20 protein-coding genes are annotated in these 25,216 nt (G+C 44.1%); 15 read left to right on the top strand and 5 right to left on the bottom strand.

Going from position 1 to position 25,216, the window contains the following annotated elements:
• Positions 1–310: 310 nt before the first annotated feature.
• A complete protein-coding gene (locus DEO27_RS00590; RefSeq protein ID WP_112573490.1) occupies positions 311–2,776 on the bottom strand; it encodes a TonB-dependent receptor domain-containing protein in 2,466 nt (821 codons plus the stop codon).
• A 400-nt stretch (positions 2,777–3,176) separates the two neighbouring features.
• On the opposite strand from DEO27_RS00590, the gene DEO27_RS00585 reads away from it, so the two are divergent.
• Genes DEO27_RS00585 through DEO27_RS00575 form a run of 3 tightly spaced genes read left to right on the top strand, consistent with a single transcriptional unit; the run spans position 3,177 to position 5,510 of the window.
• Positions 3,177–4,310 carry a sensor histidine kinase gene (locus tag DEO27_RS00585; protein ID WP_112573488.1) on the top strand — a complete coding sequence of 378 codons (1,134 nt, stop codon included), beginning with the start codon at positions 3,177–3,179 and terminating at the stop codon, positions 4,308–4,310.
• On the top strand, positions 4,307–5,047 hold the full coding sequence (locus DEO27_RS00580) for a LytR/AlgR family response regulator transcription factor (RefSeq protein WP_112573486.1): 741 nt from the start codon (positions 4,307–4,309) through the stop codon (positions 5,045–5,047). The genes DEO27_RS00585 and DEO27_RS00580 overlap by 4 nt, the downstream gene beginning before the upstream one ends.
• Before the next feature lie 40 nt (positions 5,048–5,087).
• Positions 5,088–5,510, top strand: coding sequence for a DUF1801 domain-containing protein (locus tag DEO27_RS00575; RefSeq protein ID WP_112573485.1), 423 nt, complete (start codon positions 5,088–5,090; stop codon positions 5,508–5,510).
• A gap of 163 nt (positions 5,511–5,673) precedes the next feature.
• Here the strand turns inward: DEO27_RS00575 and DEO27_RS00570 are convergent, their stop codons facing one another.
• Positions 5,674–7,116 (bottom strand): PLP-dependent aminotransferase family protein, encoded by a 1,443-nt coding sequence (locus DEO27_RS00570; protein ID WP_112573483.1) that lies wholly within the window; start codon positions 7,114–7,116, stop codon positions 5,674–5,676.
• Between the two features lie 90 nt (positions 7,117–7,206).
• On the opposite strand from DEO27_RS00570, the gene DEO27_RS00565 reads away from it, so the two are divergent.
• The 12 genes from DEO27_RS00565 to DEO27_RS00510 all read left to right on the top strand — a co-directional run bounded on the left by DEO27_RS00565 (position 7,207) and on the right by DEO27_RS00510 (position 21,173).
• Positions 7,207–7,674: a GNAT family N-acetyltransferase gene (locus tag DEO27_RS00565; RefSeq protein WP_112573481.1), complete on the top strand. Its 468-nt coding sequence runs from the start codon at positions 7,207–7,209 to the stop codon at positions 7,672–7,674.
• Between the two features lie 7 nt (positions 7,675–7,681).
• Entirely contained in the window at positions 7,682–8,884 is a 1,203-nt protein-coding gene (locus DEO27_RS00560) for an aminotransferase class V-fold PLP-dependent enzyme (protein WP_112573479.1), read from the top strand.
• Positions 8,885–9,159: 275 nt separating this feature from the next.
• Complete coding sequence (locus DEO27_RS00555) at positions 9,160–10,017, top strand: helix-turn-helix domain-containing protein (RefSeq protein ID WP_112573477.1); 858 nt, start codon at positions 9,160–9,162, stop codon at positions 10,015–10,017.
• A gap of 67 nt (positions 10,018–10,084) precedes the next feature.
• On the top strand, positions 10,085–10,657 hold the full coding sequence (locus DEO27_RS00550; protein ID WP_112573476.1) for a DUF417 family protein: 573 nt from the start codon (positions 10,085–10,087) through the stop codon (positions 10,655–10,657).
• 20 nt (positions 10,658–10,677) lie between these two features.
• On the top strand, positions 10,678–11,217 hold the full coding sequence (locus tag DEO27_RS00545; protein WP_112573474.1) for a carboxymuconolactone decarboxylase family protein: 540 nt from the start codon (positions 10,678–10,680) through the stop codon (positions 11,215–11,217).
• Between the two features lie 14 nt (positions 11,218–11,231).
• Positions 11,232–11,633, top strand: coding sequence for a nuclear transport factor 2 family protein (locus DEO27_RS00540; protein ID WP_208644907.1), 402 nt, complete (start codon positions 11,232–11,234; stop codon positions 11,631–11,633).
• A gap of 312 nt (positions 11,634–11,945) precedes the next feature.
• The gene (locus DEO27_RS00535; protein ID WP_112573472.1) at positions 11,946–12,548 is read left to right on the top strand and encodes a DUF1684 domain-containing protein; all 603 of its coding nucleotides are present in this window, start codon (positions 11,946–11,948) and stop codon (positions 12,546–12,548) included.
• Between the two features lie 492 nt (positions 12,549–13,040).
• On the top strand, positions 13,041–13,640 hold the full coding sequence (locus tag DEO27_RS00530; protein WP_112573470.1) for an RNA polymerase sigma factor: 600 nt from the start codon (positions 13,041–13,043) through the stop codon (positions 13,638–13,640).
• A 73-nt stretch (positions 13,641–13,713) separates the two neighbouring features.
• Complete coding sequence (locus tag DEO27_RS00525; protein WP_112573468.1) at positions 13,714–14,655, top strand: FecR family protein; 942 nt, start codon at positions 13,714–13,716, stop codon at positions 14,653–14,655.
• Between the two features lie 121 nt (positions 14,656–14,776).
• Positions 14,777–18,127 carry a SusC/RagA family TonB-linked outer membrane protein gene (locus DEO27_RS00520; RefSeq protein WP_223818116.1) on the top strand — a complete coding sequence of 1,117 codons (3,351 nt, stop codon included), beginning with the start codon at positions 14,777–14,779 and terminating at the stop codon, positions 18,125–18,127.
• 26 nt (positions 18,128–18,153) lie between these two features.
• The gene (locus DEO27_RS00515) at positions 18,154–19,692 is read left to right on the top strand and encodes a RagB/SusD family nutrient uptake outer membrane protein (RefSeq protein ID WP_112573466.1); all 1,539 of its coding nucleotides are present in this window, start codon (positions 18,154–18,156) and stop codon (positions 19,690–19,692) included.
• A 134-nt stretch (positions 19,693–19,826) separates the two neighbouring features.
• Complete coding sequence (locus DEO27_RS00510; protein WP_112573464.1) at positions 19,827–21,173, top strand: alkaline phosphatase family protein; 1,347 nt, start codon at positions 19,827–19,829, stop codon at positions 21,171–21,173.
• Between the two features lie 176 nt (positions 21,174–21,349).
• Here the strand turns inward: DEO27_RS00510 and DEO27_RS00505 are convergent, their stop codons facing one another.
• From DEO27_RS00505 to DEO27_RS00495, 3 genes are all read right to left on the bottom strand, one after another.
• Positions 21,350–22,354: a basic secretory protein-like protein gene (locus DEO27_RS00505; protein WP_112573462.1), complete on the bottom strand. Its 1,005-nt coding sequence runs from the start codon at positions 22,352–22,354 to the stop codon at positions 21,350–21,352.
• A gap of 15 nt (positions 22,355–22,369) precedes the next feature.
• Positions 22,370–23,323 carry a hypothetical protein gene (locus tag DEO27_RS00500; RefSeq protein WP_112573460.1) on the bottom strand — a complete coding sequence of 318 codons (954 nt, stop codon included), beginning with the start codon at positions 23,321–23,323 and terminating at the stop codon, positions 22,370–22,372.
• Between the two features lie 69 nt (positions 23,324–23,392).
• Positions 23,393–25,210 carry a RagB/SusD family nutrient uptake outer membrane protein gene (locus tag DEO27_RS00495; protein WP_112573458.1) on the bottom strand — a complete coding sequence of 606 codons (1,818 nt, stop codon included), beginning with the start codon at positions 25,208–25,210 and terminating at the stop codon, positions 23,393–23,395.
• Positions 25,211–25,216 lie beyond the last annotated feature (6 nt).

Here is a 25,216-nt window from a genome sequence, read left to right as displayed (position 1 = left end):
CGACAGTTTCGCCGTATTAAGGGAGTAGCACTTCTTTTCATAATTGTTTGCGTTTGATTTTACTAATTGGTTTTGTAAATCTATAAGTGTGCCGCAAAATTTAAAATGGATAAAACACATAAAAAGATGGATAATATTATCTTTCATGATACTCCATTTCGAAGTGAACCACAGGCAATTAACCAAACTTTCCGGACCGATTTAATCAAATAAACCCGCACCATTTTTCGAGCATTATAAAAAGAATAAGGGCCGCGTCGCGACCTTGATAAAAATGAACAATATTGCTTTTTACTATTGCAAAAACCTTTTAGTTATTCTTAAGACGGTTACGCTCTTCTTTCGATCCATTTTCCTGTTTACTACGATTTGCTGATCCGGTGCCCCCAAATGATTTTGTATAAGTAAGCTTAATCACCGGGAAACGCCTGGTTTCGGTATTGACAATCACATGGCTTTTTATATCAAAAGCTTCGCGGGTGAGCGTGCCATACCTTACGTGGATCTGTGATGAGCTTAACACATCGGCCACCGCCAATTGCAGACTGCCGCCATTGTTTTTCAGCTCTTTTTTTATCCCAGCATTGATCACCCCAAAACCATCAACCCGGGTTGTACCATTATATGAGAGGGAATTGTACTGCCCCGATACTTCCGCCGAAAAACTACCAGGCAACTTAAACAGCTGGTTAAAATTGAAGGAATAGCCGAAATATGATTTGCTTAAGGGATTCAAAGTGTAATTTTCCTTAAACTGCCTTAATCCCCCCACAAAACTATAGGTCATTTCCCACCAGTTGCCCACCTTAAACGGGGCATTTACCTGGAAACTCAGAAAGTTTTGACGTGACAAGTTTTGAGGCGAGATAAATAAAATATCGTGGTCAGGACTTTCGCTAAGCTGATAGCGGGCAATGGCATTATCATCCCGGCTGTAAAGCAGGGAAAAACTATAATCGCCGTAGTTATATCCCAATTTTATGTTATTGGTGATAGTTGGTTTCAGAAAAGGGTTACCGGTGTACACCGCGGTTGGATCACTATAGGCAAAGTACGAAGCCAGGTCGTCATATGATGGCCTCGCTATCCTTTTGGTGTAGGATAACTGCAACTCCGAGCGGTCGCCCAGTTTAGCGGTAAAAAGTACCGTCGGGAACAACTTTCCTAATTTGCGGTTTACAATGTTGCTGCCGGTTTGCGGGTTATCCATATTGGTGTACGAGTATTCATATCGTGCCCCGGTATTCAGGCTTATGCCTTTGGCCAGTTGCCAGTTAAGGGAAAGATAAGTGGCTCCGATATCCTCCTTCATATAAATATTAGCAGCGGTTTGCATGTTCCGCTCCCAAATGCCATTGTTAAAACTCTCGATGCCCGAAGAGCTCGAACTGCCGGTATGTGTTCCTTTAATACCTGTTTCCAGTTTTAATAAAGATGATAACTGATTGGTGTAATCGGCCTTGAATACACCTACATTGATGGTGGTATTGGCAAATCCACGCTGTTGTTGAGCGCTTACGCTGTTATTGGCATATACCTGCTCGCCATGTTTGTTGATAAAGGAAGTATTAACTACCGTTGGGCCATCGCTGTTATAATGGATATAATCCCCCTCCATGCTAACCTTCTCCCCTTCTTTCAGTACCCGCTCCATACTTAGTGAGCTTATGACGTTATCAATACCATCCCTCCCGTTAACATGTCCGATATATCTGATCAAAGAATCCGGAAGGACATTGTAACCGGCGTTGCTATAGGTATAAGTTGGCGAATGAATATTGTTATAGCTCACATTGCCGCTTAGGGTAGTTTTGCTGTCCAGCTTAATATCGGCCCCCAAATTGGCATTATGGTTATTGCTCACCCGTTTGGTTTTAGTGTAAAACTCCACTTCGGCATCACCGCCAAGAAAGGGCATGTTTTGACTACCCGTGATAAAAAGATCGGTATAGGTCCTGTCGTGCTGAAAAGTGTAGGAACCGTACAGATTAACATTTTGCGTATTGTGATTGAGATTGATGCTGGCTGTACCCTTTTCGCCCATGCCATAGCCACCGGTTAAAGAATAGGAACCGTTAGTCCCCTGCTTTTTACTTTTCTTCATCACAATGTTGATGATCCCGGCGCTGCCCTCAGCATCATAACCGGCAGGCGGGGTGCTCAGCAACTCTATCTTTTCAATATTATCGGCACTGGTACCGTTAAGCAGGTTCATGACCTGAGCAAGTGGCATCCGCACCAGTTTTCCGTTAATCATAACCTCAGCACCGCTTTTACCATTTAATGAGATGCCATTATCCCGGTGATCGATAGCTACCCCCGGCGAGCGCTCCAGTACCTGCAAAGCTGTACTACCTTTGGTAAGCACACTGTTTTCAACGTTTACCACCAATCCGTCGCTGCGTTGCTGATACAGCGGCTTGCGGGAACGGATCACAACTTCGCCCAATTGGCGGGTATCCTCCTTCATTACAATAACAGCAAGGTATTTTACCTCTTTGCTGCCGCTGATAGCGAAAGGCGATGAAAACCAGGTTTGATAACCTATACTGCTAAGCTTAAGACGGTAATTTCCGGCAGATACTTCGGCAATATTATAACTACCCTGCTCGGTAGTGAGCATACTTTTAACCGATGATGAATCGGCCGTTTTAACGAGCGATACGGTTGCGTATGCTAAAGGCTGACCGTTGACTGTAGTTACCCGGCCGGATACCTGCGCTTTCACCACTTGTAAAAGGCAAATAAATAACAGACTGATACTTAAAGTTTTCATAAGTTCTCACAACCTTTTTAGCGGTTATACCAACAAATAAAAACCGGTTATTAATCTTTAAAAAACTTCAGTGATGAGTAGCTGTGGATAATTGATAAGATACCGAAAAAGCGGGCTAATAAGGTAAAACCCTAAACTATATTACCTTTTTCGCTGCTTATACGCCGAAGCCTGCATTTGGTCAATTATTTAACCCGCTTGATACAATAACCATGTATAAATCAGCTCAATTGCCGTATCTTTAGGTATGAGGTTAAAAAAACATTGTATAAAAGTATAAAAGCCGTCATTGCGAGGAACGAAGCAATCCCCGATTGGCAGAGCCGCTCTGTATAGTTTGGGATTGCTTCGTTCCTCGCGATGACGGTCGTTTTTTTGTTTGTGCTTAACTATATCTGATATGACCAGATTATCCGTAGATACTTTAAACCAGAACTGGTTGTTTAAATACAAGCTGTACCACATTCCGTTTTGGTGCGTGTACCATTATTTCTGGTTCACTATAGCGGTGGCTAATCCTGTGGCCGCTGCCAAATCCATGTTTTTTTCAGCCTATAGTGTCAAGATGCTGGCTTATGTGGTTTTGCAGGCATTTGCGGTTTATTTTAACCTATACTACCTCATGCCCAGGTATATGAAAAAGGGCAGTCTTACAAAATACGTTATCTACCTTTCGTTAACGGCAATTTGCGCGTCGTCACTTATTAATGGAGGTTATTATTTGAGCGCATTCTTCGCGGGCTGTTCGGTTAAAACAATGTTCGGGGTTGATCCGGATAACTTCATGTATTTCTATAATACCTCATTCCCTTCAACCATAGCCAGCATGACCTTAGGTATGAGCATCAAGCTGACTAAAAACTGGCTTCAAACCCAGCATCGCCAGCAATTACTCGAAAAAGAGAAACTGGAAACCGAGCTCAAATTCCTCAAGTATCAGTTTAACCCGCACTTCCTGTTCAACAGTATCAACTCTATATTTTTCCTGATCCATAAAAATCCGGGAATGGCATCCGCTTCCCTTGCCAAATTTTCGGAGTTGTTACGATATCAACTTTACGAGTGCAACGACCATCAGATCCCCCTGGGAAAAGAGCTCACCTACCTCGAAAATTTTATCGAACTGGAAAAACTTCGCCAAAACAACAACGTGCATGTCACTTTTGAAGCTGATGAACCGATGCCCGGGCATTTAGGGATAGCCCCCTTCATACTCATGACCTTTGTAGAAAACGCTTTTAAACATGTATCAAAAGATGCGGGGCAGCCCAACTGGATCGGTATTAAACTTGGGTTAACGAATAACCTGCTTGACTTTTCAGTCGCCAACAGTACCTCCAACGAGCCGGGTATCGAAGTATTAGACTACGGCGGCATCGGTCTGAAAAATGTTAAACGCAGGCTTGATCTGATCTACCCCGATCTTCATAAACTGGAGATTCAAAATACTGGTAACCGCTTTGAGGTACACCTGCAATTGACTTTGGCCGAACTGGAACAATCGGCCACAACCCTTCAAATGGCCACCCTATGATGAACTGTGTAATAATTGACGATGAACCTTTGGCCCGGGAAGGATTGGCCAGCTATGTACGCGAGGTAGATTTCTTGAACTTAACAGGCACCTGCGAAAACCCGCTTGAACTCATCAAACTGCTCGACCGTGAAGCCATTGACCTGATATTCCTGGATATCCAGATGCCAAAAATGAACGGGATTGATTTTTTAAAGATCATGCAAAAACCGCCCATGGTGATCATCACCACAGCCTATCCAAGTTACGCGCTGGAAGGCTTCCAGCTCAATGTGCTTGATTACCTGCTGAAGCCCATCACTTTCGACCGCTTTTTCAAATCGGCCAATAAGGCTAAAGATTATCACCGGCTGCTTTGTAATTCGGTCCAGCCCGGCGCGCCAAAAACAGAAACTGATGAGGGATATTTTTTTATCAAATGCGGCAACAAGTATGAGAAGATCTATTTTGATGAGATCCTGTATGTTGAGGGCATGCAGAATTATGTGACCATTTTTACCACTAAGGCCAAATACGTTACGCTGTTAAACCTTAAAAGCCTGGAACAAAACCTGGATAGTAAATTGTTTATTCGCGTGCATAAATCATACATTGTATCTACCGGTAAAATTGATGGTATTGAAGGGAACGATATTTTTATCGGCCAGCATCGTGTGCCCATAAGCCGCAATTACCGCGAGCAGGTGATACAGCAGGTTGTTACCAATAAACTATGGGATAAAATAAAATTTTCATGATATATTTATATCAGTTTTAAACCTTTGTCCGCATAATGCCATGGCCAAAAACACCAATAAAACCACCGAAAACGAAAGCAGCGTTGCCGATTTCATTAACACCATAGCCGATGAAACTAAACGCGCCGACAGCTTTAAACTTGTCGAACTGATGGAAGAAGCCAGTGGACAAAAAGCAAAAATGTGGGGACCGGCTATTGTGGGTTTTGGCAGCTATCATTACAAATATGAAAGCGGTCGCGAAGGTGACGCACCGCTCATCGCTTTTTCACCGCGCAAGAGTTCCCTCACACTTTATCTTCCAAGCTTTGAGAGCAAAGAACAGCTGCTTCAAAAATTAGGAAAACATAAGCAAAGCGGCGGTTGTACACATATTATTAAGTTAACCGATGTTGACGCCGCTGTGCTAACGCAATTGCTTAGCGAATCGTTTAAGCACGCCGAAACAACGCACTGTAAGTAAAAAAATCATTACCGTTGGTTTTAACCAACGGAATAATGAATAGCAAAAGAGGGCTTCAGCCCAAATTCGCTTGCTTAATTGGGCTAAAGCCAGAACTTTTTTCAGCTTTTATTCCGTTGGTTAAAACCAACGGCAATGAATATACTTCATTTTTAAACTACCTTTAAGAAAGTTGCTTTACCAATTTTCCTAATACCCTGAAACTCTCTTCTACCACATCATCAAAAGCTAATCCAAAGCTAATGCGGATAAAATTGTTAAAACGCCCGTCCACGCTAAAGATCTGGCCTGGAGCTATACTGATGTTATGCTCCATAGCCGCCTGATAAAGTTCAAAGGCGTTAACCTTTTTATCCAGCTCAATCCAAAGGGCATAACCGCCCTGCGGCCTGCTTATTTTTGTACCCGCCGGAAAGTGTGTCGCTATAGCCTGCGTATACCTCAGGCATTGGGTGTATAGCGCTTTACGTAGGTGCCGCATGTGCAGGTCATACCGTCCGGTTTCAAAAAAATGACCGATAGCTGCCTGCGTGGGGGTAGCGGAGGCTATACTATGCATCATTTTGATATTCAGCACCTGCTCCTTAAACCGTCCGGGGATGCACCAGCCTACCCTATAGCCCGGCGCTATAGATTTGGAAACTGATGAACATAGGATCACCAGACCCTCGGTATCATAGCTTTTGCAGGTTCGCGGCCGGCTTTTGCCAAAATAGATCTCGCCGTAAATATCGTCTTCAATTAAGGGAATCTGCTTTTTGGTCAACAGGCGCACCAGTTGTTGTTTACGCTCGTCGGCCATGCAAACACCTATGGGGTTACTAAAATTGGTGACAAACAGGCATACCTTTACTGGTACTTCATCCATTGCCCGCTCCAGGTATTCCAGGTCGAGGCCGGTATCCGGGTTAACTGGGATTTCCAGTACTTTAAGGTCGAGGCTTAGCATCACATTAAAAATGCCGAAATAGGTAGGGCTTTCAATGGCGATGGTGTCGCCGGGTTTGGTAAGTGCCCGCAGGCAAAATATCAAAGCCTCCAGGCAGCCTTGTGTAGTAACCACATCATCCCCGGTAATGTTGCCGCCCCAGTTAAAGGCATTTTTTGCCACTTGCTTGCGTAAAGCCATATTACCCTGCGGATTTTCATAAGTGATATTTCCGGTGGGACTGTTACGAATAGACTCGAGCATGGATTTACTGAGCTTAGCCATCGGAATCAAACTCAGGGGTGGCGACGAGCGGGACAACTGTATCACGCTGTCTTCGGACATGTTGCGGTAAACCATGGCAATCATTTCGGCAACGCCAACCTGCTCCACTTTACTAACCGGGGGCTTGGTTTCCGGCACGCTGGTAAAACGAGCAGGCAGGTATTTTACATAATAGCCCGATTTGGTGCGGGCCTCTATCAAACCCATATTTTCCAGCTCCACATAAGCCTTATAAGCCGTACTCAGGCTAATGCCCTGTTCCTGGCTTAGCATCCTTACCGATGGCAGCTTATCTCCCGGCTTGAGCAGGTTTTGTTTGATCTGTTTTTCTATGCGGGCAGCTATCTGTGCATACAAAAAATCGTTATCTGTACTGATTACCGGGCTTTCCATACAAATCTGTTATGCTCAAAATTAACAAAACTGCATCTGTTTTACTATTGCCGGATACTTTTATTTTGTATCGATCAAATAATTAAGCACATGGAACTACAGGTTATCGATTATCAGCCCCAACATGCCCCCTACTTTGAAAAATTTAATAAGGCATGGCTTGAAGAGTATTTTACCGTTGAGCCTTTTGATAAATGGGTTTTGGAAAATCCGGACGAGGCCATCATCAAAACTGGCGGAAGTATTTACTTTGTTACTTCAAACCAAAAAATTATTGGAACCGTAGCCCTGCGCTATATTGAAGAGGGCGTTTATGAGCTTACCAAAATGGCGGTAGATAAAGATCACCGCGGCGGGGGCGCAGGTCAGTTTTTGTGTCAAACAGGAATTGATAAAGCTCGGGAGCTTGGCGTAAAAAAACTGATATTGTTTTCGAGCAGGGTATTGGAAAATGCCATCCACATTTACCGCAAATTGGGTTTTACCGAAATACCGGTTGAACCGGGCACCTACAAACGTGCCGATATCATGATGGAAATAAATTTTATTAATAACTAATAGCTCAATGAAAGATATACTAACCGAACAGGAAATACAACAGCTAAGGGCCGAAACCCGGGGTACCGAGAAAACTATCCATTTTAACAATGCAGGTTCATCATTGCCGCCCAATGCAGTGGTTGATACGGTGATAGATTACCTGTACGAAGAAGCGCAAAATGGGGGCTATGAAACCGAATACACTTACCGCGAGGAGCTGGAAAATACCTACAGCCTGATATCCCGGCTTATTAACGCCCGCAAAGATGAAATCGCCATTGTTGAAAACGCCAGTACAGGCTGGTGGCTGGCTTTTAACGGTATTGACTTTAAACCCGACGATGAGATCATTACCTGCGAAATGGAGTATGTAACTAACCTGATTGGTTTACTGCATGCACAAAAAACATTGGGCGTGAAGTTTAAAGTGATCCCGAACGATGAGCATGGCAATTTTCAGCTTAAAGCTTTTGAGGAAGCCATCGGCCCTAAAACAAAACTGATTGCGGTAACCCATATCCCATCCACAGCAGGAGGAATGATTCCCGTTGTGGAGATTGGCAAAATAGCCCGGAAGCATAACATCCTATACCTGCTTGATGCCTGCCAGAGCGTTGGCCATGTACCATTAGATGTAGAGGAAATAGGCTGCGATATGCTGGCAGTGACCGGCAGGAAATATCTGCGCGCACCGAGGGGCACCGGCTTTTTATATGTACGCAAAGAGGTGCAGGATAAACTAAAACTGTTTTTCATGGACGGCTTTACCACGCAATGGGTAACTGAAACTGATTTTAAACCGCGTGACGATGCCCGTCGTTTCGAGGTTTATGAAAAAAACCGTGCCCTAACCCTGGGCCTCGGAAAAGCTGTTGAATATGCACTTAATCTTGGCGTTGAGCGTACCTGGCAGCGAGTACAACATTTAGCTGGGCTGCTGCGCGAAAAACTGAAGGAAGTTAATGGCGTAACAGTTCATGACTTCGGTAATCAATTATGCGGTATTGTTACTTTTTCTGTAGACGGCACGGATGCCGCAACCGTAAAAAACAAACTGGCAGAGCGGCATATCAATGTATCGGTTGGGAAAGCAGTATCAACACTCATCTACATGAATAAAAACCACCTGAGTAATATTGTGAGGGCTTCGGTGCATTATTATAATACAGAAGAAGAGATAGCGATTTTGTGCGAGGTGTTGAAAGGGACGATTGGCGAGGCTGTTTAGTTTTGTATTTCCTCCGCAAGATTAAGCATCTACGCTTGATCGTTACCCTTATAGAGCGTCCACGCTCCCGTATTGCGTTATAAACGTAAGCGTGGACGCTTACTTTAGTCATAGTTCAAGCGAAAGACGCATGAACTTACATGTAAGAAATGTCAACAAAACAGCTGCATCTATTGGTATTTTGTAATTTTTTTGAGCCAAAACGTCGCCCATAAAAATTGCTGCCGGGGTATAGCAGCGTATATTTTATATTAGCGGCCTAAACCACAAGCGTTTTGAAGGAAATCCGCGATAAATCAGGAGAGTTTTTACTTGGGCTGAAAGAACCACAGGAAGACATTTTGTGTACACCTGCCCAGTTTTCAGAATATACCGTTTACCTGGTTCCGGAAGGCTCGGGTATTTTTCATGCCGATTTTGGCGCGTTTCCCTTTACCGGCCCGGTGCTGCTGTTTTCAACCCCGCTTCAAACTATTTATATAGATGAATGCCGCGCTATAAAAAGCAATCTATTACAGTTTCACAGCGACTTTTACTGTATTGAGTACCACAGGGAAGAAGTAGCCTGCAACGGGCTGTTATTTAACAACATTTATCTTGATCCCATTGTCCCGCTTAGCCCGCAGGATGTAAAGGTTTTTGAACTGCTGCTTATGCAGATGGACGACGAATTTATGCAGCCGCAACCGTCTGAAATTGTGCTGCGGGCCTACCTTCAGCTTTTTTTGGCCAAAGCCAGCAGCATAAAAATGAACGCTATCAATACCGATCAGGATAAGCCTCAGAAAGACGAGCTGATGGAAAAATTCCGTACACTGCTCAATCAGCATTTTCTTGATCTGCATAAACCATCAGATTACGCGTCATTACTGGCCATATCGTCTGATACCTTAACCAGGCGTTGTACCAAATACTTCCATAAGTCACCATCCCTGCTTATACAGGAGCGGCTCATTCTCGAAGCCAAAAAACAGCTTCACCTCACCCGGCAAAGCATTAAAGAAATTGCCTATAACCTTAAATTTCAGGACGAATTCTATTTCAGCCGGGTATTTAAAAAATTCACCAAAGTATCGCCGCAAACATTCCGCGATAAAACAGGAATTTCCATCGTAGCGGATTTGTACAAGTAAAACCCTTTTTTGTCCATGTTGGGGGAGTACGTGGCGTTGTAATTTTGCTTCATCAAACAACAACAACATGAAAACTTCAATAATAAATACCATAGCTAATCTTGATCAACTTGGTAAAAAAGCCGTTCGTTTCGGCATCGTAGTCGTATTCCTTTGGATTGGCGGTCTTAAATTTTTCGCTTATGAGGCCGATGGCGTAGTACCCTTTGTGGCCAACAGCCCGGTAATGTCATTCTTCTATAACCACCCAACCGAATACAAAAAACACGTAAACAAAGAAGGTGAACTGATTGCTGCCAATCACCAATGGCACATCGAAAATAACACATACGGTTTTTCCGTAGGGCTGGGGATCTTCCTGGTAACATTGGGTGTTTTGGTTGCCCTTTATAAAGTTGTACCAATTCCAAGTATGATTGCCAGCATCCTGGTATTTATCATGACCCTGGGTACTTTATCTTTCCTGATCACCACGCCCGAAAGCTGGGTACCACACTTAACCGATAACCAATGGGGCTTCCCTTACCTGTCAGGCCGCGGCCGTTTGGTAATCAAAGATATCGTAATCCTTGGCGGCGCTATTATCACTATGAGCGAGACTGCGCAGCTTTATCTTAAACGTAAAACAACAAGTAAATAATCTTAAACTATAATATAACCATGAAAACAATAACAGTTCCAACCCGCGACAAGGTAAGTGCCGAATCGCAGGTTATGTTTGATACATTCACAAAACGCGTTGGCAAAGTGCCAAATTTATACGCAACCATGGGCTATTCAGCTCCTGCTCTTAAAATGTTTATGGATATGGAAGATGACATGGGTAAAAGCGTATTTACCCCTAAAGAAAGGGAAGCTATTGCCCTTATCGTATCCGAAATAAATGGCTGTGCCTACTGTTTAGCCGGTCATAGCATGTTAGCCATAAAACGCGGTTTTACTAAGGAGCAAACCCTTGACATTAGGAGAGGGCATACTGATGATGAAAAATTAAACGCCATTGTTGGCTTAGCAAAGTCAATTGTTGAAAATAAAGGTAAAGCCGATGAAACCTCACTAAATGACTTCTACGCTGCAGGTTTTGACGAAGCTGCTTTAATGGAGCTCATCGCCTTTATTACCATACGCGTTTATACTAACTATGTATTCGCCAACACCGAAATCCCTGTAGATTTTCCTGCTGCCGATCCTATTAACTAAAACATTCTAACCACATGAAAACTACCGAAGAAGTAAAAGAGCAATTGGCCAATAAGTTTTTGACCGGCTTAAAGAATCGTGATTGGGAACTCATGCGCTCAGCCCTTACCAATGATGTTACCTGGACACTGCCTGGAACAAGCTTATTATCCGGGCCGGCAGTTGGTGCCGATGCTGTAATAAAACGGGCCAATCAGTTGCGTGATTTTGGGGTAATGGTTCAGCTTAACCATATTTTGTACGGATTGGATAGCGTGGCGTTATCACTTCATAACACAGCCAGCCGCGGCGATTTAATCCTGGATGAATATGTTGCCATAGTTTGTGATATTGTTGACGAAAAGATCAGCCGGATAACCACTCATTTGAGCGATGTGGAAGGCATCAACAAGTTTTTTATTGAAGGGGTGATTTAACCTGTTTAACATACAAAAAAAATCGCCATTGCCCGGAAACCAGGCAATGGCGATTTTTTTTATAACAGTTCTATAAGCTGTTAAACTTGATGGTTATTATTTACAGATAAAATAAACTTCATTGCCGTTGGTTTTAACCAACAGAATAATGAATAGTGACAAGGAAGGCTTCAGCCCAAAACCGCTTGCATAATTAGGCTAAAGCCGGGACATTTCAGCTTCATAACCGTTGGTTAAAACCAACGGCAATGAATATTTCCCATTTTTTATAAAGTTTCTGAGTTAACTTTGAGCCAAATCCCTGCGGTACATATGAAATATTTGAGCATCATTTTACTTATCTTCCTCGCCGGTCAGCGTGGTTTTGCGCAAAGCCACAAAGAACAAATCGCCTCTTTCAGACAAAATTATAAAGATGATTTTTTGAAGGATCCGCGTTCTCCGTTAAAACAGGAAGATCTGCAATATTTAAGATTTTATGATGCCGATAGTACCTACCGGGTTACCGCAAAAGCTGAGCTGCTAACCAATCAATCGCCGTTTGTTATACCGGCGTTTGATGGCACGGCTAAACAGTATGTACGTTACGCTTTGCTTTCGTTCACTTTAAGAGATAAGCCCATGCAGTTAACCATTTACAAAAGTATAGCGCTGTCTCAAAATCCAGCATTTAGCAATTACCTGTTTTTGCCTTTTACCGATGCTACCAACGGTACAACAACCTATGGCGGCGGCCGGTACATTGATCTCACTACGCGCGACATTAAAAACGGCTCAATAGTTATCGACTTCAACAAGGCCTATAATCCTTATTGCGCGTTTGCAAGCGGCTATTCATGCCCTAAACCACCCGATGAAAACCGGATAGATCTGGCCGTTGAAGCCGGAGAAAAGAATTTTGGTAAGGGGCATTAATGGTGATCTTGCTTTTTTGCTATTAACATGATAGCCAGATCATATGGGGCCTAAAGAGAAATATCCTCTCTTTTGTAAACTCGTTATGCAAACTTTGAAGCGGATGCATTTATCGTCCTCTTTCATCAGATAATCAGTTTATACAACTTTATCATATGCGAATTCCCCGTAGGGGATACCTGTTTGTAGCAAAATAAAAGCAAAAGTCTTTTTGCCTCGTAGAGGCTACCCTATAGGGTGATGTTTATAATCAATGCAGAAAGGGTAGCCTCTACGAAGCAAAAAAACTGCTGTTATATTTTTCTACAAACAGGTAGCGCCTACGGCGCATCTTAGCATAACGCCTATCCCAATAAAAGGGAACAGAGCAACCCAGGCTATTTCTTTTAAAAAAACTTATTTCATTAATAACCGGCTTAAAACATTCCTAAATCGTTTTCCAGCAACCGATTTAAAATTAAGTTAACATTGACGGTATAACTTTGGCCGGAAATGCTCACGGAAAGTTCGCCTGATAAAACGTTATTACTGCAAATTAAAGAAGACGATAGTTTTGCTTTCGACTTGTTGTTTGAACGCTATTGGGAAAAATTATACCAGGCAGCCAACGCCAGGCTTAACGATGATGCCATTGCGCAGGATATAGTGCAGGAGATTTTCATCAAATTATGGCAGCGGCGTAAAGTGCTTGAGGTACAATTATCGCTTGAATATTATTTATTGAGCGCCGTACGCTTAAGCGTAATGGGACATTTCCGTTCCCAAAAAACAAACGATATCCGGATGCAGGATGCCCTGAGGCGCATCACCTACCTGGAAGATTCAATAGAAAGCCATACAGATTACCTCGAACTTGAAAGAACCCTGGAACACGCTGTCAACAGTATGCCCGAAATGCTGCAACGCGTTTATCAACTCCGCAGTGAAAACCTATCTGTAAAAGCAATAGCGGGGCAGCTTGGCCTTGCCGAGCAAACTGTAAAAAACTACATTTCAGAGGTTTTAAGGCGATTAAGGCAGACCATCATCGAAAAACATCCCGAAAAGCATGTTACCTATATAGCTGTTTTAGCGGCACTACTTCACAAATAATTAATATAAACTTAACTGGAATTAAAAGTACCTCCGGGCCTTTTTAGCAACTATAAGCTGAAAACACCCGCGAATGGATATATATAAATTCAGAAAACAGTTGCGCCGCTACCTTAAGGGTACTGCCAACGAAACCGAAAACGCTATTGTTGAGGCCTGGTATAAATCATACCAAAACGAAAGCAACCAGCAATTACCACAGGAAGAACGCGAACGCATAAAAAACAATATCCATGCGGGCATCAAAGCGGCCATAGCTCAGCAGCGCAACCGTTCGTGGTACGTTTACCGCATAGCGGCAAGCGTACTGCTTGTATCCGGTTTATCATTGGCAGCATATTTTGCCGTCCGTAACAAGCAAGCAACAAACCAAACATTTACAATCATCCAAACCCATGCGGGCGAAGTAAGGCAAATTACACTGCCCGATAGCTCGGTGATCTGGGTAAATGCAGCAAGCCGCATCCGGGTACCAGCTTCTTTCAACGATACACTACGTCAGGTATATCTTGACGAGGGTGAAGCTTTTTTTAAAGTGAAGCATGACGAAACTAAGCCGTTCCGCGTAAATGCCGCTGTTTTAAAAGTGCAGGTATTGGGTACATCCTTTAACATCAGTGCCTACAAACAAATGCCGTTTATCAAGGTGGCAGTAGCCACGGGCAAGGTTTCGGTAAGCCGTGGAGATAAAACCCTATCAGTATTAACGCCGGGACAGCAATTAACTTATTTACCTGCTAAAGATACCTACAGTAATGAGCAGGTTAACATTGAAAACAGCCAGAGCTGGAAAGACGGCAACACCAGCCTTAACCAGGCAGGCTTTGACGAGCTGGCGCTTGTTTATAAAAACCTGTTTAATATTAATCTTCATGCAGGTAACACGCGGGCAAAAGGTTATCGCTTTACCATCCGCATAAAGCAAAATATACCGCCCGATGAAACGCTGAAAGCCATCAGCCAGTTACATAATACGCATTTCAGAAAGGAGGGCCATGAGGTAACCCTCTATTAACAAAAAAACCGGCTCCGTTACAGCGGTGCCGGCCTTAATTAATTTAAGCGGGCACAGGGTTTCCCTCCCTTACCTGCTAATGCTAAGCAACATTTTCACTCATTACAAAGCCATCAAAAATATGAATTTCTATACACAGTTATGGAGGCAGTTTATGCGCATTACATTTTTACTAATTTCAATATCAGTTACTATAGGCCTGGTATCCGTGCAGGCCGGGGAGCTTAAGGCACAGGCCCTGGGTACGCCCGTTGACATCTCTTTCGGAAAGGAAGACCTGTCATCGGCCATCAAAAAACTGGAGAAAAAAACCAATGTATCCTTTGCTTATGACGAGGACTACCTTAAGCTTAATGATAAATATACCAGCCCGGCGAAATTTACCAATCAGCCGTTGCAGGATATTTTAACCGTAATTTTTAAAAACCAGGGTATCGGGTTTAAAGAACAGGCAGGCAACATCACTTTGTTTAAACAAGCCTCGGGAAAATTAACGGGTAAAATAACTGATGATCATGGCGAAGCCCTGCCCGGCGCGACAGTAAGGGTAGCAGGCACTAACCTTGGAGATATCAGTAACTCACTGGGTATGTATAACATCGCTATTCCCGAGGGCACCTATACCATTGAAGTAACTTTTATAGGCTATAACAAGCTCGAATCAAAAAATGTAACCATAACCGGCAACCAAACCTCGGTTTTAAACCTGAGCATGACCGGCGGCAGTATGCTTAAAGAAGTAGTGGTGAGTTACGGTAAGCAACGCGCCCGCGAAATTTCAGGCTCCATTAGCCAGGTTGATGCAAGCCAGTTGCAGGACATGCCGGTGATGCAGTTTGCACAGCAATTGCAGGGTAAGGCTGCCGGTGTTCAAATAGCACAAAGCAGCGGTCAACCGGGCCGGGGTGTTGAATTCCGTATCCGTGGCGCGGCATCGTTTTATGCCAGCAACCAGCCGTTATTTGTTATCGACGGGATCCCGGTTACAGGCAGTATCAATAATATTAACCCGTCCGAAATTGAAAGCTACAGTATTTTAAAGGATGCATCGGCTACGGCGCTATATGGTTCGCGCGCGGCAAACGGCGTAGTGCTTATTACCACCAAACACGCCAAACCCGGCGAATCAAAAATTGAGTTTAACTCAAGCTATGGCATCCAGAAAATTCCGGGCAACAGGGTTCCTAAAATGATGGATGCTCATGGTTTTGCCCAATACATGAACGAAAAATTTGCCGATTCGCGCAAATATGAACCGGGCTTCACTACTGCTACCCCAGCCGATTACCTGGATCCCAATCAGTACGGCAAAGGTACCGATTGGTTTAAACTGTTAACCCGCACGGCACCTATTCAAAACTATGACCTGACTATCCAAACCGCACGCGAAAAATCAACTTCTACGGTTATCGCCGGTTACCAGGAACAGCAGGGCGTATTGATCAATACAGGCACCAAACTGTTTTCGTTACGTATTAACCAGGACCTTACTTTATCAAACAACAAGCTAAAAATAGGCTTCAGCGTAGCGCCAAGTTACCGTTTGGATCATAACAACCGTTTAACAACCGATGGTGTTGGCGGTCTTTTTGAAAGGATCTTTGAAGCCAGCCCGCTGAAATCACCTTATAATGCCGATGGCACCTATAACCGCGATACCTACTCGCCGGGCATGGTGGCATACATTAACCCGCTGGCCCAGTTTAAGCTTACTAATGATGATTATAAAACTACCCGCATACTGGCCAACGCCTATTTAAACTATGAGTTTTTAAAAGGCCTGAGCCTGAAAACCAATGTGGCTGTTGACAAAGGCAGCGAGTCGCGCCAGTATTTTCAGTCGGGCGTAGTGGCATCAAATGTTGGCCAGGCTACAGGCTTAAGCAGCTATGCAGATAACGGTTCATACACCGCCGAAACCAATTTAGATTACCACAAAAGTTTTGGCGATCATAACCTGGAGATATTAGCAGGTTATTCGGCACAAAAATATAGCGGCACCAATAACTCCATTACCGGTTTAGGTTTCCCGAGCGATGATATCCCTTATATTTCGGCGGCAACAAGCATTTCGGCTTTTGGCGGCGGTTACAGTGCATACTCCTTGCTATCGGGCATTGCACGTGTAAACTATAACTACAAAGGCAAATACCTGTTACAGGGCGCAGTACGCCGCGATGGCTCTTCCCGCTTTGGTGAAAATCAAAAATATGGTTCATTCCCATCGGTATCAGCCGGCTGGGTTATCAGCGACGAAAAGTTCATGAACAGGTTTACGTTCATTGATCTTTTAAAACTACGCGCCAGCTATGGTGTTACCGGCAACAACTTTTTTGGCAATTATGACGCGCTTGCAACAACCGCTAAATACTATTACGCTTTTGCCGGAGCATTAGCTGCCGGGCAAACCATCAACCGCCTGCAAAACGATGAGTTAAGATGGGAGCGCAACAAACAATTCGATATTGGTTTTGACCTGTCCTTATTTAATAACAGGCTTAACATTACCTATGATTATTACCACAAGATCTCTGATGGTTTGATCATGCAACGCCCTATCCCTAAAGCATCCGGCTTTACCAGTATACTGGATAACGTTGGCGTGCTTGAACTATGGGGGCATGAGTTTTCGGTAAACTCAACTAACCTTACCGGCAAATTTAAATGGAACACCAGCTTTAATATTTCGTTCGACAGGAATATCATTAAAGACCTGGTTAGTCCAGGATATATCCGTCGCAACAATACCGTTTCGTCCGATTATTTCCGTCAGCAGGAAGGTCATCATTTGGGCGAATTCTATGGTTTTGTTTTCCTGGGATTGTATAAAGACGCTAACGACCTGGCAAATTCTGCCCAATATGGCAAAGCATCTGATATGGGCACTATCAAAGTTAAAGACATTAATGGCGATGGTGTTATTGACGATGTTAACGACCGTACCTTCATCGGCGATCCTACCCCTACGTTTACAGGTGGCATCACCAACAACTTCAGCTACAAAAACTTTGATCTGAATATCAGTATGGCCTTTTCGGTTGGCGGACAGATCCTGAATGCTGCCAAATGGGCCTATCAAACCAATCTTGATGGTTCCAGGGTGATGCTGGCTGCCGCGGCAGATCGCTGGCGCTCTCCTGACGATCCGGGCTCAGGCATTTATCCGCGTACAAAAACCGGAACTACCGCTATGGGCCGCCAGGTTAACTCGCAATGGGTCGAAAACGGATCATACCTAACTGCCAAAAACATTTCCCTCGGCTATCGTATCAACATGCCAGAGAAGTCGATGATCAGGAATATCAGGATTTACGGTTCGGTACAGCAGGCCTTTGTTATTACAGGTTACAGCGGTATGAACCCAGAGATAAACTTTGCCGGTCTTGACCCTACACTGGGCATAGGTGTTGACGAAAACGCTTACCCTATACCAAGAACATTCTCGTTAGGCCTTTCGGCAACATTCAAATAGTTTGATCCCCATAAATTAAAATCAACATGAAAAAGATATATATCCTGATTGCCTTGCTTGCCATTACAGCAACCGCCTGTAAAAAAAGTTATATCGATCTTAATCCCGAGGATTCCTATACCGGGGCCAACTTTTACATCACCGCCGATCAGTTTAAACAAGCCGTAATAGCTGCTTACGCTCCGCTGCGCGATGTTTTGGTGAATGACTATTTCACCTCCGAAATGCGGTCGGACAATACCATCTATCAGCCTTACCCAAGTAACCGGGGCACCGCGTATATCTATCGCGAAAATATATCCGACTTTACCAATACCTCAACCAACGATTACGCTAACGCCGTTTGGCAGCACTGCTATACCGGTATATCGCGTACCAATATTGTTATTGAAAGGTTAGCAGCTTCAACTACTATTGATGCAGCTACAAAAGCTCCTATTGATGGGCAGGCCAAGTTTTTACGTGCCTGGTATTACTTTAAGCTGGTAAGGCTTTATGGTGGCGTGCCGTTATTTTTGAAGGAAGTTAAAAAAGCCGACGACGCGTTTTTAGCCCGTTCAACTCCCGAGGAGATTTATAACCAGATCATAGCCGATGCCAAAGACGCCATCAGCGAACTTGCTGCGCCTGCCAAATTCCCGCAAACGGGTGAGGCCACAAAAGGCTCTGCTACGATGTTGCTGGCAGATGTTTACATTACCCAAAAGAAATGGGCCGATGCCGAAACCTTGCTTACCACACTTGCCGGTATGGGTTACGGTCTTAACGCCGACTATGCAAACGCGTTTGTACCTACCAACAAAAACAGCAAGGAATCGTTGTTTGAGATCCAGTACTTAGAAGGTCTCGATGCAACTTCAACACCTAACGTGATTTCGTTTTACTTTTTGCCGCGCAGCACCAATACATCCATTATCACAGTTACGGCTGTGAATAACAGCAGCACCGGCGGTTGGAACACCCCAACCCAGGATTTGATCAATACTTATGAACCGGGTGATAAACGCCTTGACGCCTCTATCGGTATTGTTGAGGGCGCTTATAACGCCAGCGACCTGTTTGTTTACTCGGCTAAAAAAAGTGTGATTGGCTATGTGCCTGCCGCCGGTAAAATTGGAGTACCATACATTAAAAAGTATGAACATGGCCTAAATTTCAACACCGGCTCAAATGATAATTTCCCGATATACCGTTATGCCGATGCTTTGCTGTTGTTGGCCGAAGCTAAAAATGAGCAAGGCAAATCGCCTTTAACCGAATTAAATACTGTACGCGCTCGTGCAGGTTTAGCCGCTACAACCGCTACCGATCAGGCTTCTCTTCGTGATGTAATTTTGCACGAACGCCGGGTTGAGTTAGCCTTTGAAAACCACCGCTGGCATGACCTTACCCGATCAGGTAAAGCTATTGAAGTAATGAACGCGTTTGGAGCCGCGTTAAAACAGCAGGTTTCATATCTGTCGCCAGACGCTTATACCGTAACAGCCAATAAATTGCTGTTCCCGATACCACAGCCCGAGGTTGATCTTAACCCGGGTAAAATGGTACAAAATCCAGGTTATTAATTAATAGCCATTTCAATTTCATGTAGACATGCATAATTGCGTCTCCCGTATGCAAATCAAGCAGCTAAAAACCTGACAAAGCGGGAGACGCAACTATGCGTCTCTACAATAAACATTCTGTTAAAAAATCATTTATGAAGATATTTTTTAAAACCCTGCTTTTTATTTTGGCAGGCACATGCGCGGCTTGGGCTCAAAAGCCCAAATACGTGGTCATGATCAGCATTGACGGCTTCAGGCCCGAGTTTTATAAAGACCCAAGCTGGGGTGCTATTAACCTAATGGAAATTGCTGCCAATGGTGTTTATGCCGATGGTGTACGCGGCGATATGCCAACCGTTACTTATCCATCGCATACCACCATTATTACCGGCAAATACCCGGCAAAACACGGCGTGTTTTACAATACACCATTTGAAACCACCGATCAGATAGGTGAATTAGGCTATACCGATGCCCGCCGTATAAAAACCGAAACATTGTGGGAAGCCGCTCATAAAAAGGGGTTAACAACAGCTTCGGTACTTTGGCCGGTATCCGTACATGCGCCTGTTGATTATAACATGCCCGATGCGGCGCGTGATACTAAACTCCCCGATCCGCTAAGCCCGTTCCGTAAGTATGCTACCCCTACGGGTTTATTTGAAGAGCTGGAGCAAAATGCTACCGGCAGGTTGTATAACCGAGATCTGGATGGCCACTTAAGTACCGATGATAACCTGGCCCGCATGGCCTCCTATCTTATCGAAAAACATAAACCTAATTTAATAACCGTTCACCTGGTTTGCGTTGACCATTATGCCCATGCAGAAGGACGTATGGGGCCAACCGTTCGCAAAGCGGTCGCCAACATTGACCGTAACATTGGCCGCATTATTGAAGCCACCGAACGTGCGGGTATTAAAGACAGTACCGCTTTCCTTATCGTGGGCGATCATGGTTTCGTGAACATCCACACACAGCTTGCCCCTAACGTGTGGCTGGCCAACGCCGGACTGGTTGGCAAAAACCTGCAAAACGGCGACTGGAAAGCCCAATTTTTTCAACAAGGCGGAACAACTTTTCTGTACGTAAAAAACAACGACCAAAAAGTGCTGAAACAGGTGCGCACGCTTCTTGAGCAAGCCCCTGCGCCTCAACGTAAGCTTTTCAGGGTAATTGAACGTAAGCAACTGGATGAACTGGGGGCAGATCCGCAGGTATCATTGGCATTGGCAGCTATTCCAGGAGTATCATTTAACAATGCTACGGATGGGAACTCATTACGCAGTGGCAGCGGTGGTACCCATGGTCACTTCCCCGATTTTAAAGAGATAGAAACGGGATTTTTAGCATTTGGTTCAGGCATCAGCAATCAGAAGATCATTCACCAGATGGGCCTGGAAGATATAGCCCCGATAGTGGCCGCATTACTTGATCTGCAGCTTACAGATATTGATGGGGTACTTTACCCGGGGATTTTGAAACAGGTGAAAAAATAGATACCAATTACAACGTCATTGCTGTAAGGTACGAAGCAATCCTCACCACCCCGTCATTGCGAGGCACGAAGCAATCGCGAACTGTACAGGGGGATTTGCATAACCGCTCTGCCAATCGGAGATTGCTTCGTGCCTCGCAATGACGGTGTGATGGAGGGATTTGATTTCCGCTTTTATTATGCTCCCTTTTTAAGCTTTGCCTTATCGCTGTAAGTTAACTCCACAGCGGGGTTTTGACTATAAGCTTCCCAAAGCGCGTCAAGGTTTTTGCCGGTTAAGGTTACCCATGATTGATCATTGTATTGATGGGCACGCAACAGTACATCCAGATCTGCAATTAAGCCCGGTTTAACATTTTTTTCCAGCCATACAAAAAAGCGGGCGGTGATGCGATAACTGTTGGTGTAGCTTTGTTTGCTGTTAAAAGCAGGTAAATACCATTTTGAACCTACGTTATCAACACCATATTTATACCTTACATAATCGGCAATACCTTCCGTTAACCAAACAGGTCCGGCGCTGTAGCCGTAGCCCTGTACAAGGTGCATGGTTTCATGTGTTACCACGTCGATATCGGTTGGATGGGCTTTCAGGTATTTGGTACTGAAAAGGATACGGTTACCGCTGGCCTCGGCTACGCCACCATATGCCGTATCAGTCACAAACACCACACTTTTGGTTGTCTTTTTATTAAAGGTTTTGATCAACACCGGAAAAATTTCGAAGTAAGTGTCAATAAGGCTTTGCTGTACAGCCGGATCAATGTGTTGGTTTTTGTTAATGAAAACCAACTGAAAACCTTTCTTTTTAATGGTATCTGCGGATGCCCAATTTTTTGCCAGCGCTGCTTCCATCGCTTTCTCCAGTTTCTTTTCAGACAGATCTTTAACTACGGCAGCACTGATTTCCATTTTACCATCTTCCGCTGTAATTGCAGGGCTATCGGCAAAAGTAACAGATAAATGTTTTTTAGTGTGATAGCTATTGGCCCGGGCAAAGTCGGGATAAATTTTGTAGAACGCTTTTGTAAGCTTTTCTTTCGATTTTGCATCTAAAACACTGCTATCAGCGGGCAGGTTTAAATGATATTCTTGCAAGTCTTTTTCTTTCTCCTTGTCCTGCGCGAAGCAGGTGCCTGCAGCGCATAAAAGAGCAAGGAATAATAGTTTTTTCCTGATCATTTTTAAAGTTTTGTATTAGTAAGTAACACCCGGGAAATCTGTCCGGGCTTTTTCAAGCTGTGTAATCCAGCTGTTTCCGTGTTCATCTTTATCGCCGAAGGCATTTAATGCAAGTTGCTTCAAATCAGTACCGGCAGCGCCGCTCCAGAAATGGATAAACTCGCCCATATTTAAATCCCGTGAGTATTCGGGGTAGCTTTCTTTTCCGTTGTTGAAAGTTTGCTTAGGGAAGTATTTGGCCAACAGCACAAAGAAATTGTTTAAGGCTTTGGTTTGTCCGTGCTGGGTATAGATGGGATAAAACCAATCTTTGAACCAGTGGGTACCCGCACGCGGAAAATCATCGGTAGTGGTCAGCTTCATATTTTTCCAGCGTAGGGCATCGTCATTACGGCCAAGGCCGAGATAAACATCGTACTGGTAAATCTCCATCCACTTGCTATCATGCCAGATACCAAAAGCAGGTGAACCATGTACACCCTTTGCAGCACCTTCAACAATGTGACCAATTTCGTGTGTTGATAGATCAATATCATTACCCACACCCGATGTCCAGGCATTGGGGTCAGATGAACCACAATCGGTTACGTTGTGATAATCATGGCTGTCGTCCATATAGGTAGAGGGGTGCCCACCGGAATATTTACCGGCATGAAACACCGCATATAAGCGAGAATCTGCGCCGAAGTTTCCGTAAGTTTTTTTGGTATAGTTCCAGGCCTGCGCCATATAAGTTTTAGGCCAAGTAACAGATGGTTTCACATCGGCATCATAATACACTACAACACTGGTATCATAATATACCCTGTTAAGTGTTTGCGCATGTTCAAACCAGTGCTCTTTCCAGGTGGCAGCAGGTGCCGGCACATCGGCATTAACAACGGGCTGTTTAGCATGCGTAGTTGTTTTCTGGCTGCAACCGGTTACCGCTACCCCCAGAAGGCACATTAAATAAACTATTTTTTTCATTTTGGCAGATTTCTAAAAAAGCCCCGCGTTAAGCGGGGCCTGACTCAATAATATCAATAAAAAACCGGATTACCAGCCTGGGTTTTGAACCATGTTATTATTTTTCAATACCTCGTTATAAGGAATCGGGAACAGATAATCTCTTTCTTTCCTGAATACACGGGTTTCTAACAGCGTTTTATTATAAAAGCCGTTATCGCTTTTGCTCATATCCATACCGTAGAAATTACCGGCATCGGTAGTTTCGGCAATTTTCCACCTGCGGGTATCAAAGTAACGGGTGTTCTCAAAGGCCAGCTCAATACGGCGTTCGCTACGGATAGCATCTTTCATGGCCGCTTGTCCCGATGGTGTAGCAATTGCACCGGCACCACTACCGTACTGAGGCACACCTGCACGTTTGCGGATCAGGTTCAGGTATTTTACGATATCGGCATTTGACGGATCCGATTCATTCAGCGCCTCAACGTAATCAAGGTAAATATGCGCCAAACGTAATAATAGCGCACCGCGGCCATTACCGTTATTGGCAACGTTTTTACGTACTACGTAACCGGTTGGCGATACGTCGGAAGTACTTTGCGACCTGCCTGAGTTTCCGTTATAGAAAAAGTTAGTCACTATTTCGCTGCCGTTTTGCTGGTTTAACCAAAGGCTGTTATTGTAAGTAATCCCTACATAAAAGCGTGGCTCACGATTTACCCAGGCGTTGTAAGTGCTTCTTAACTTAGTATCAAAAGGAGCTTTAAAATCTGAAAATCCTGTCGCTACATATCCCGATTGCGGATCGTTTATTGGCAAACCGTTTGCCATTAAGTAAGCATCAACCATGGTTTGTGTTGCGCCTAACGCGCCTGCACCCTGGTAGCCGGAATCGGTATAAGGAGCTCCCACATGTTTAGGTGTACGGTCGTACTGTGAGTAATTACCACTTCTTGACCGGGCAAAGATCCACTCTTTATTCCAATCGGTGGTCATTACATTACGGCAAGATTTGTAAGCCGCCATAAACGGATCAGCATCGTTTTCGGTATAAAGATCATAAGTGCCGGGAACAAACTCGCTGATAAAATCCTTAGCCGCGGTAGCTACGGCCGCCCATTTAGCCACGTCATAGGTTTGGCTGATCAACTGGGTACCATCAGCATTTTTTAATGATGCGAAATCGGTATTACCATTATACAACGCGCTTGCTTTTAACAACAATGCCTCCACCTTGTAAGCTTTGCAAATACCTTTTGTAATACGTCCAAGTTCCTGCTCGGCAGTTGTAACAGGCACATCCTGATATGCAGCATCAAGCTCTGATACTACAAAATCAATACCCTGATCAAAAGTAGCCCTCGGCAGGCGCAAATCTGATACCGGCGCGTTAATGTCCAGTATCTTATCGCCAATAAGTGGCACCGGTCCGTAGGTACGCAATAAAAAGAAATAATATAAAGCGCGCAAACCACGGGCCTCGGCTTTATACACTTTTTTATCAGAAGCCTGGATTTCCTTCGAATTGGCGTTATCAATATTCTGCATAAAGAACGTTGCATTCCTTATGGCTTTGTAATAGTTATTCCAATAAAAACCAACATCAGCATCCGTCTTTTTCCAGGTGCTGCTGTTCATGTTGTTACTGTAGTTAAAATCCCAGTTGTATTTTGCCTCGTCAGAAGAAGCAGTCCACGGACCAGAATTATCAGTACCGTTATAACGTTGCGATAACTCATTGGGTAATGAGTGGTAAACATTAGCCAAAAAGCTTTCGGTATTGGTTCTTGAAGCAAAGATCTTATCAACCGTGATCACGTCATCCGGCACCTGGTTAAGATACTTTTTACATGAGCCCATGCTTAACATAAGCAAACCCAACCCTATATATTTAATTTTTTTCATCTCTGT

The sequence above is a fragment of the Mucilaginibacter rubeus genome, assembly GCF_003286415.2.
Taxonomy (GTDB): domain Bacteria; phylum Bacteroidota; class Bacteroidia; order Sphingobacteriales; family Sphingobacteriaceae; genus Mucilaginibacter; species Mucilaginibacter rubeus_A.
Note: the sequence above shows the minus strand (reverse complement) of the source record. Positions and strands in the feature narration are given on the sequence as shown.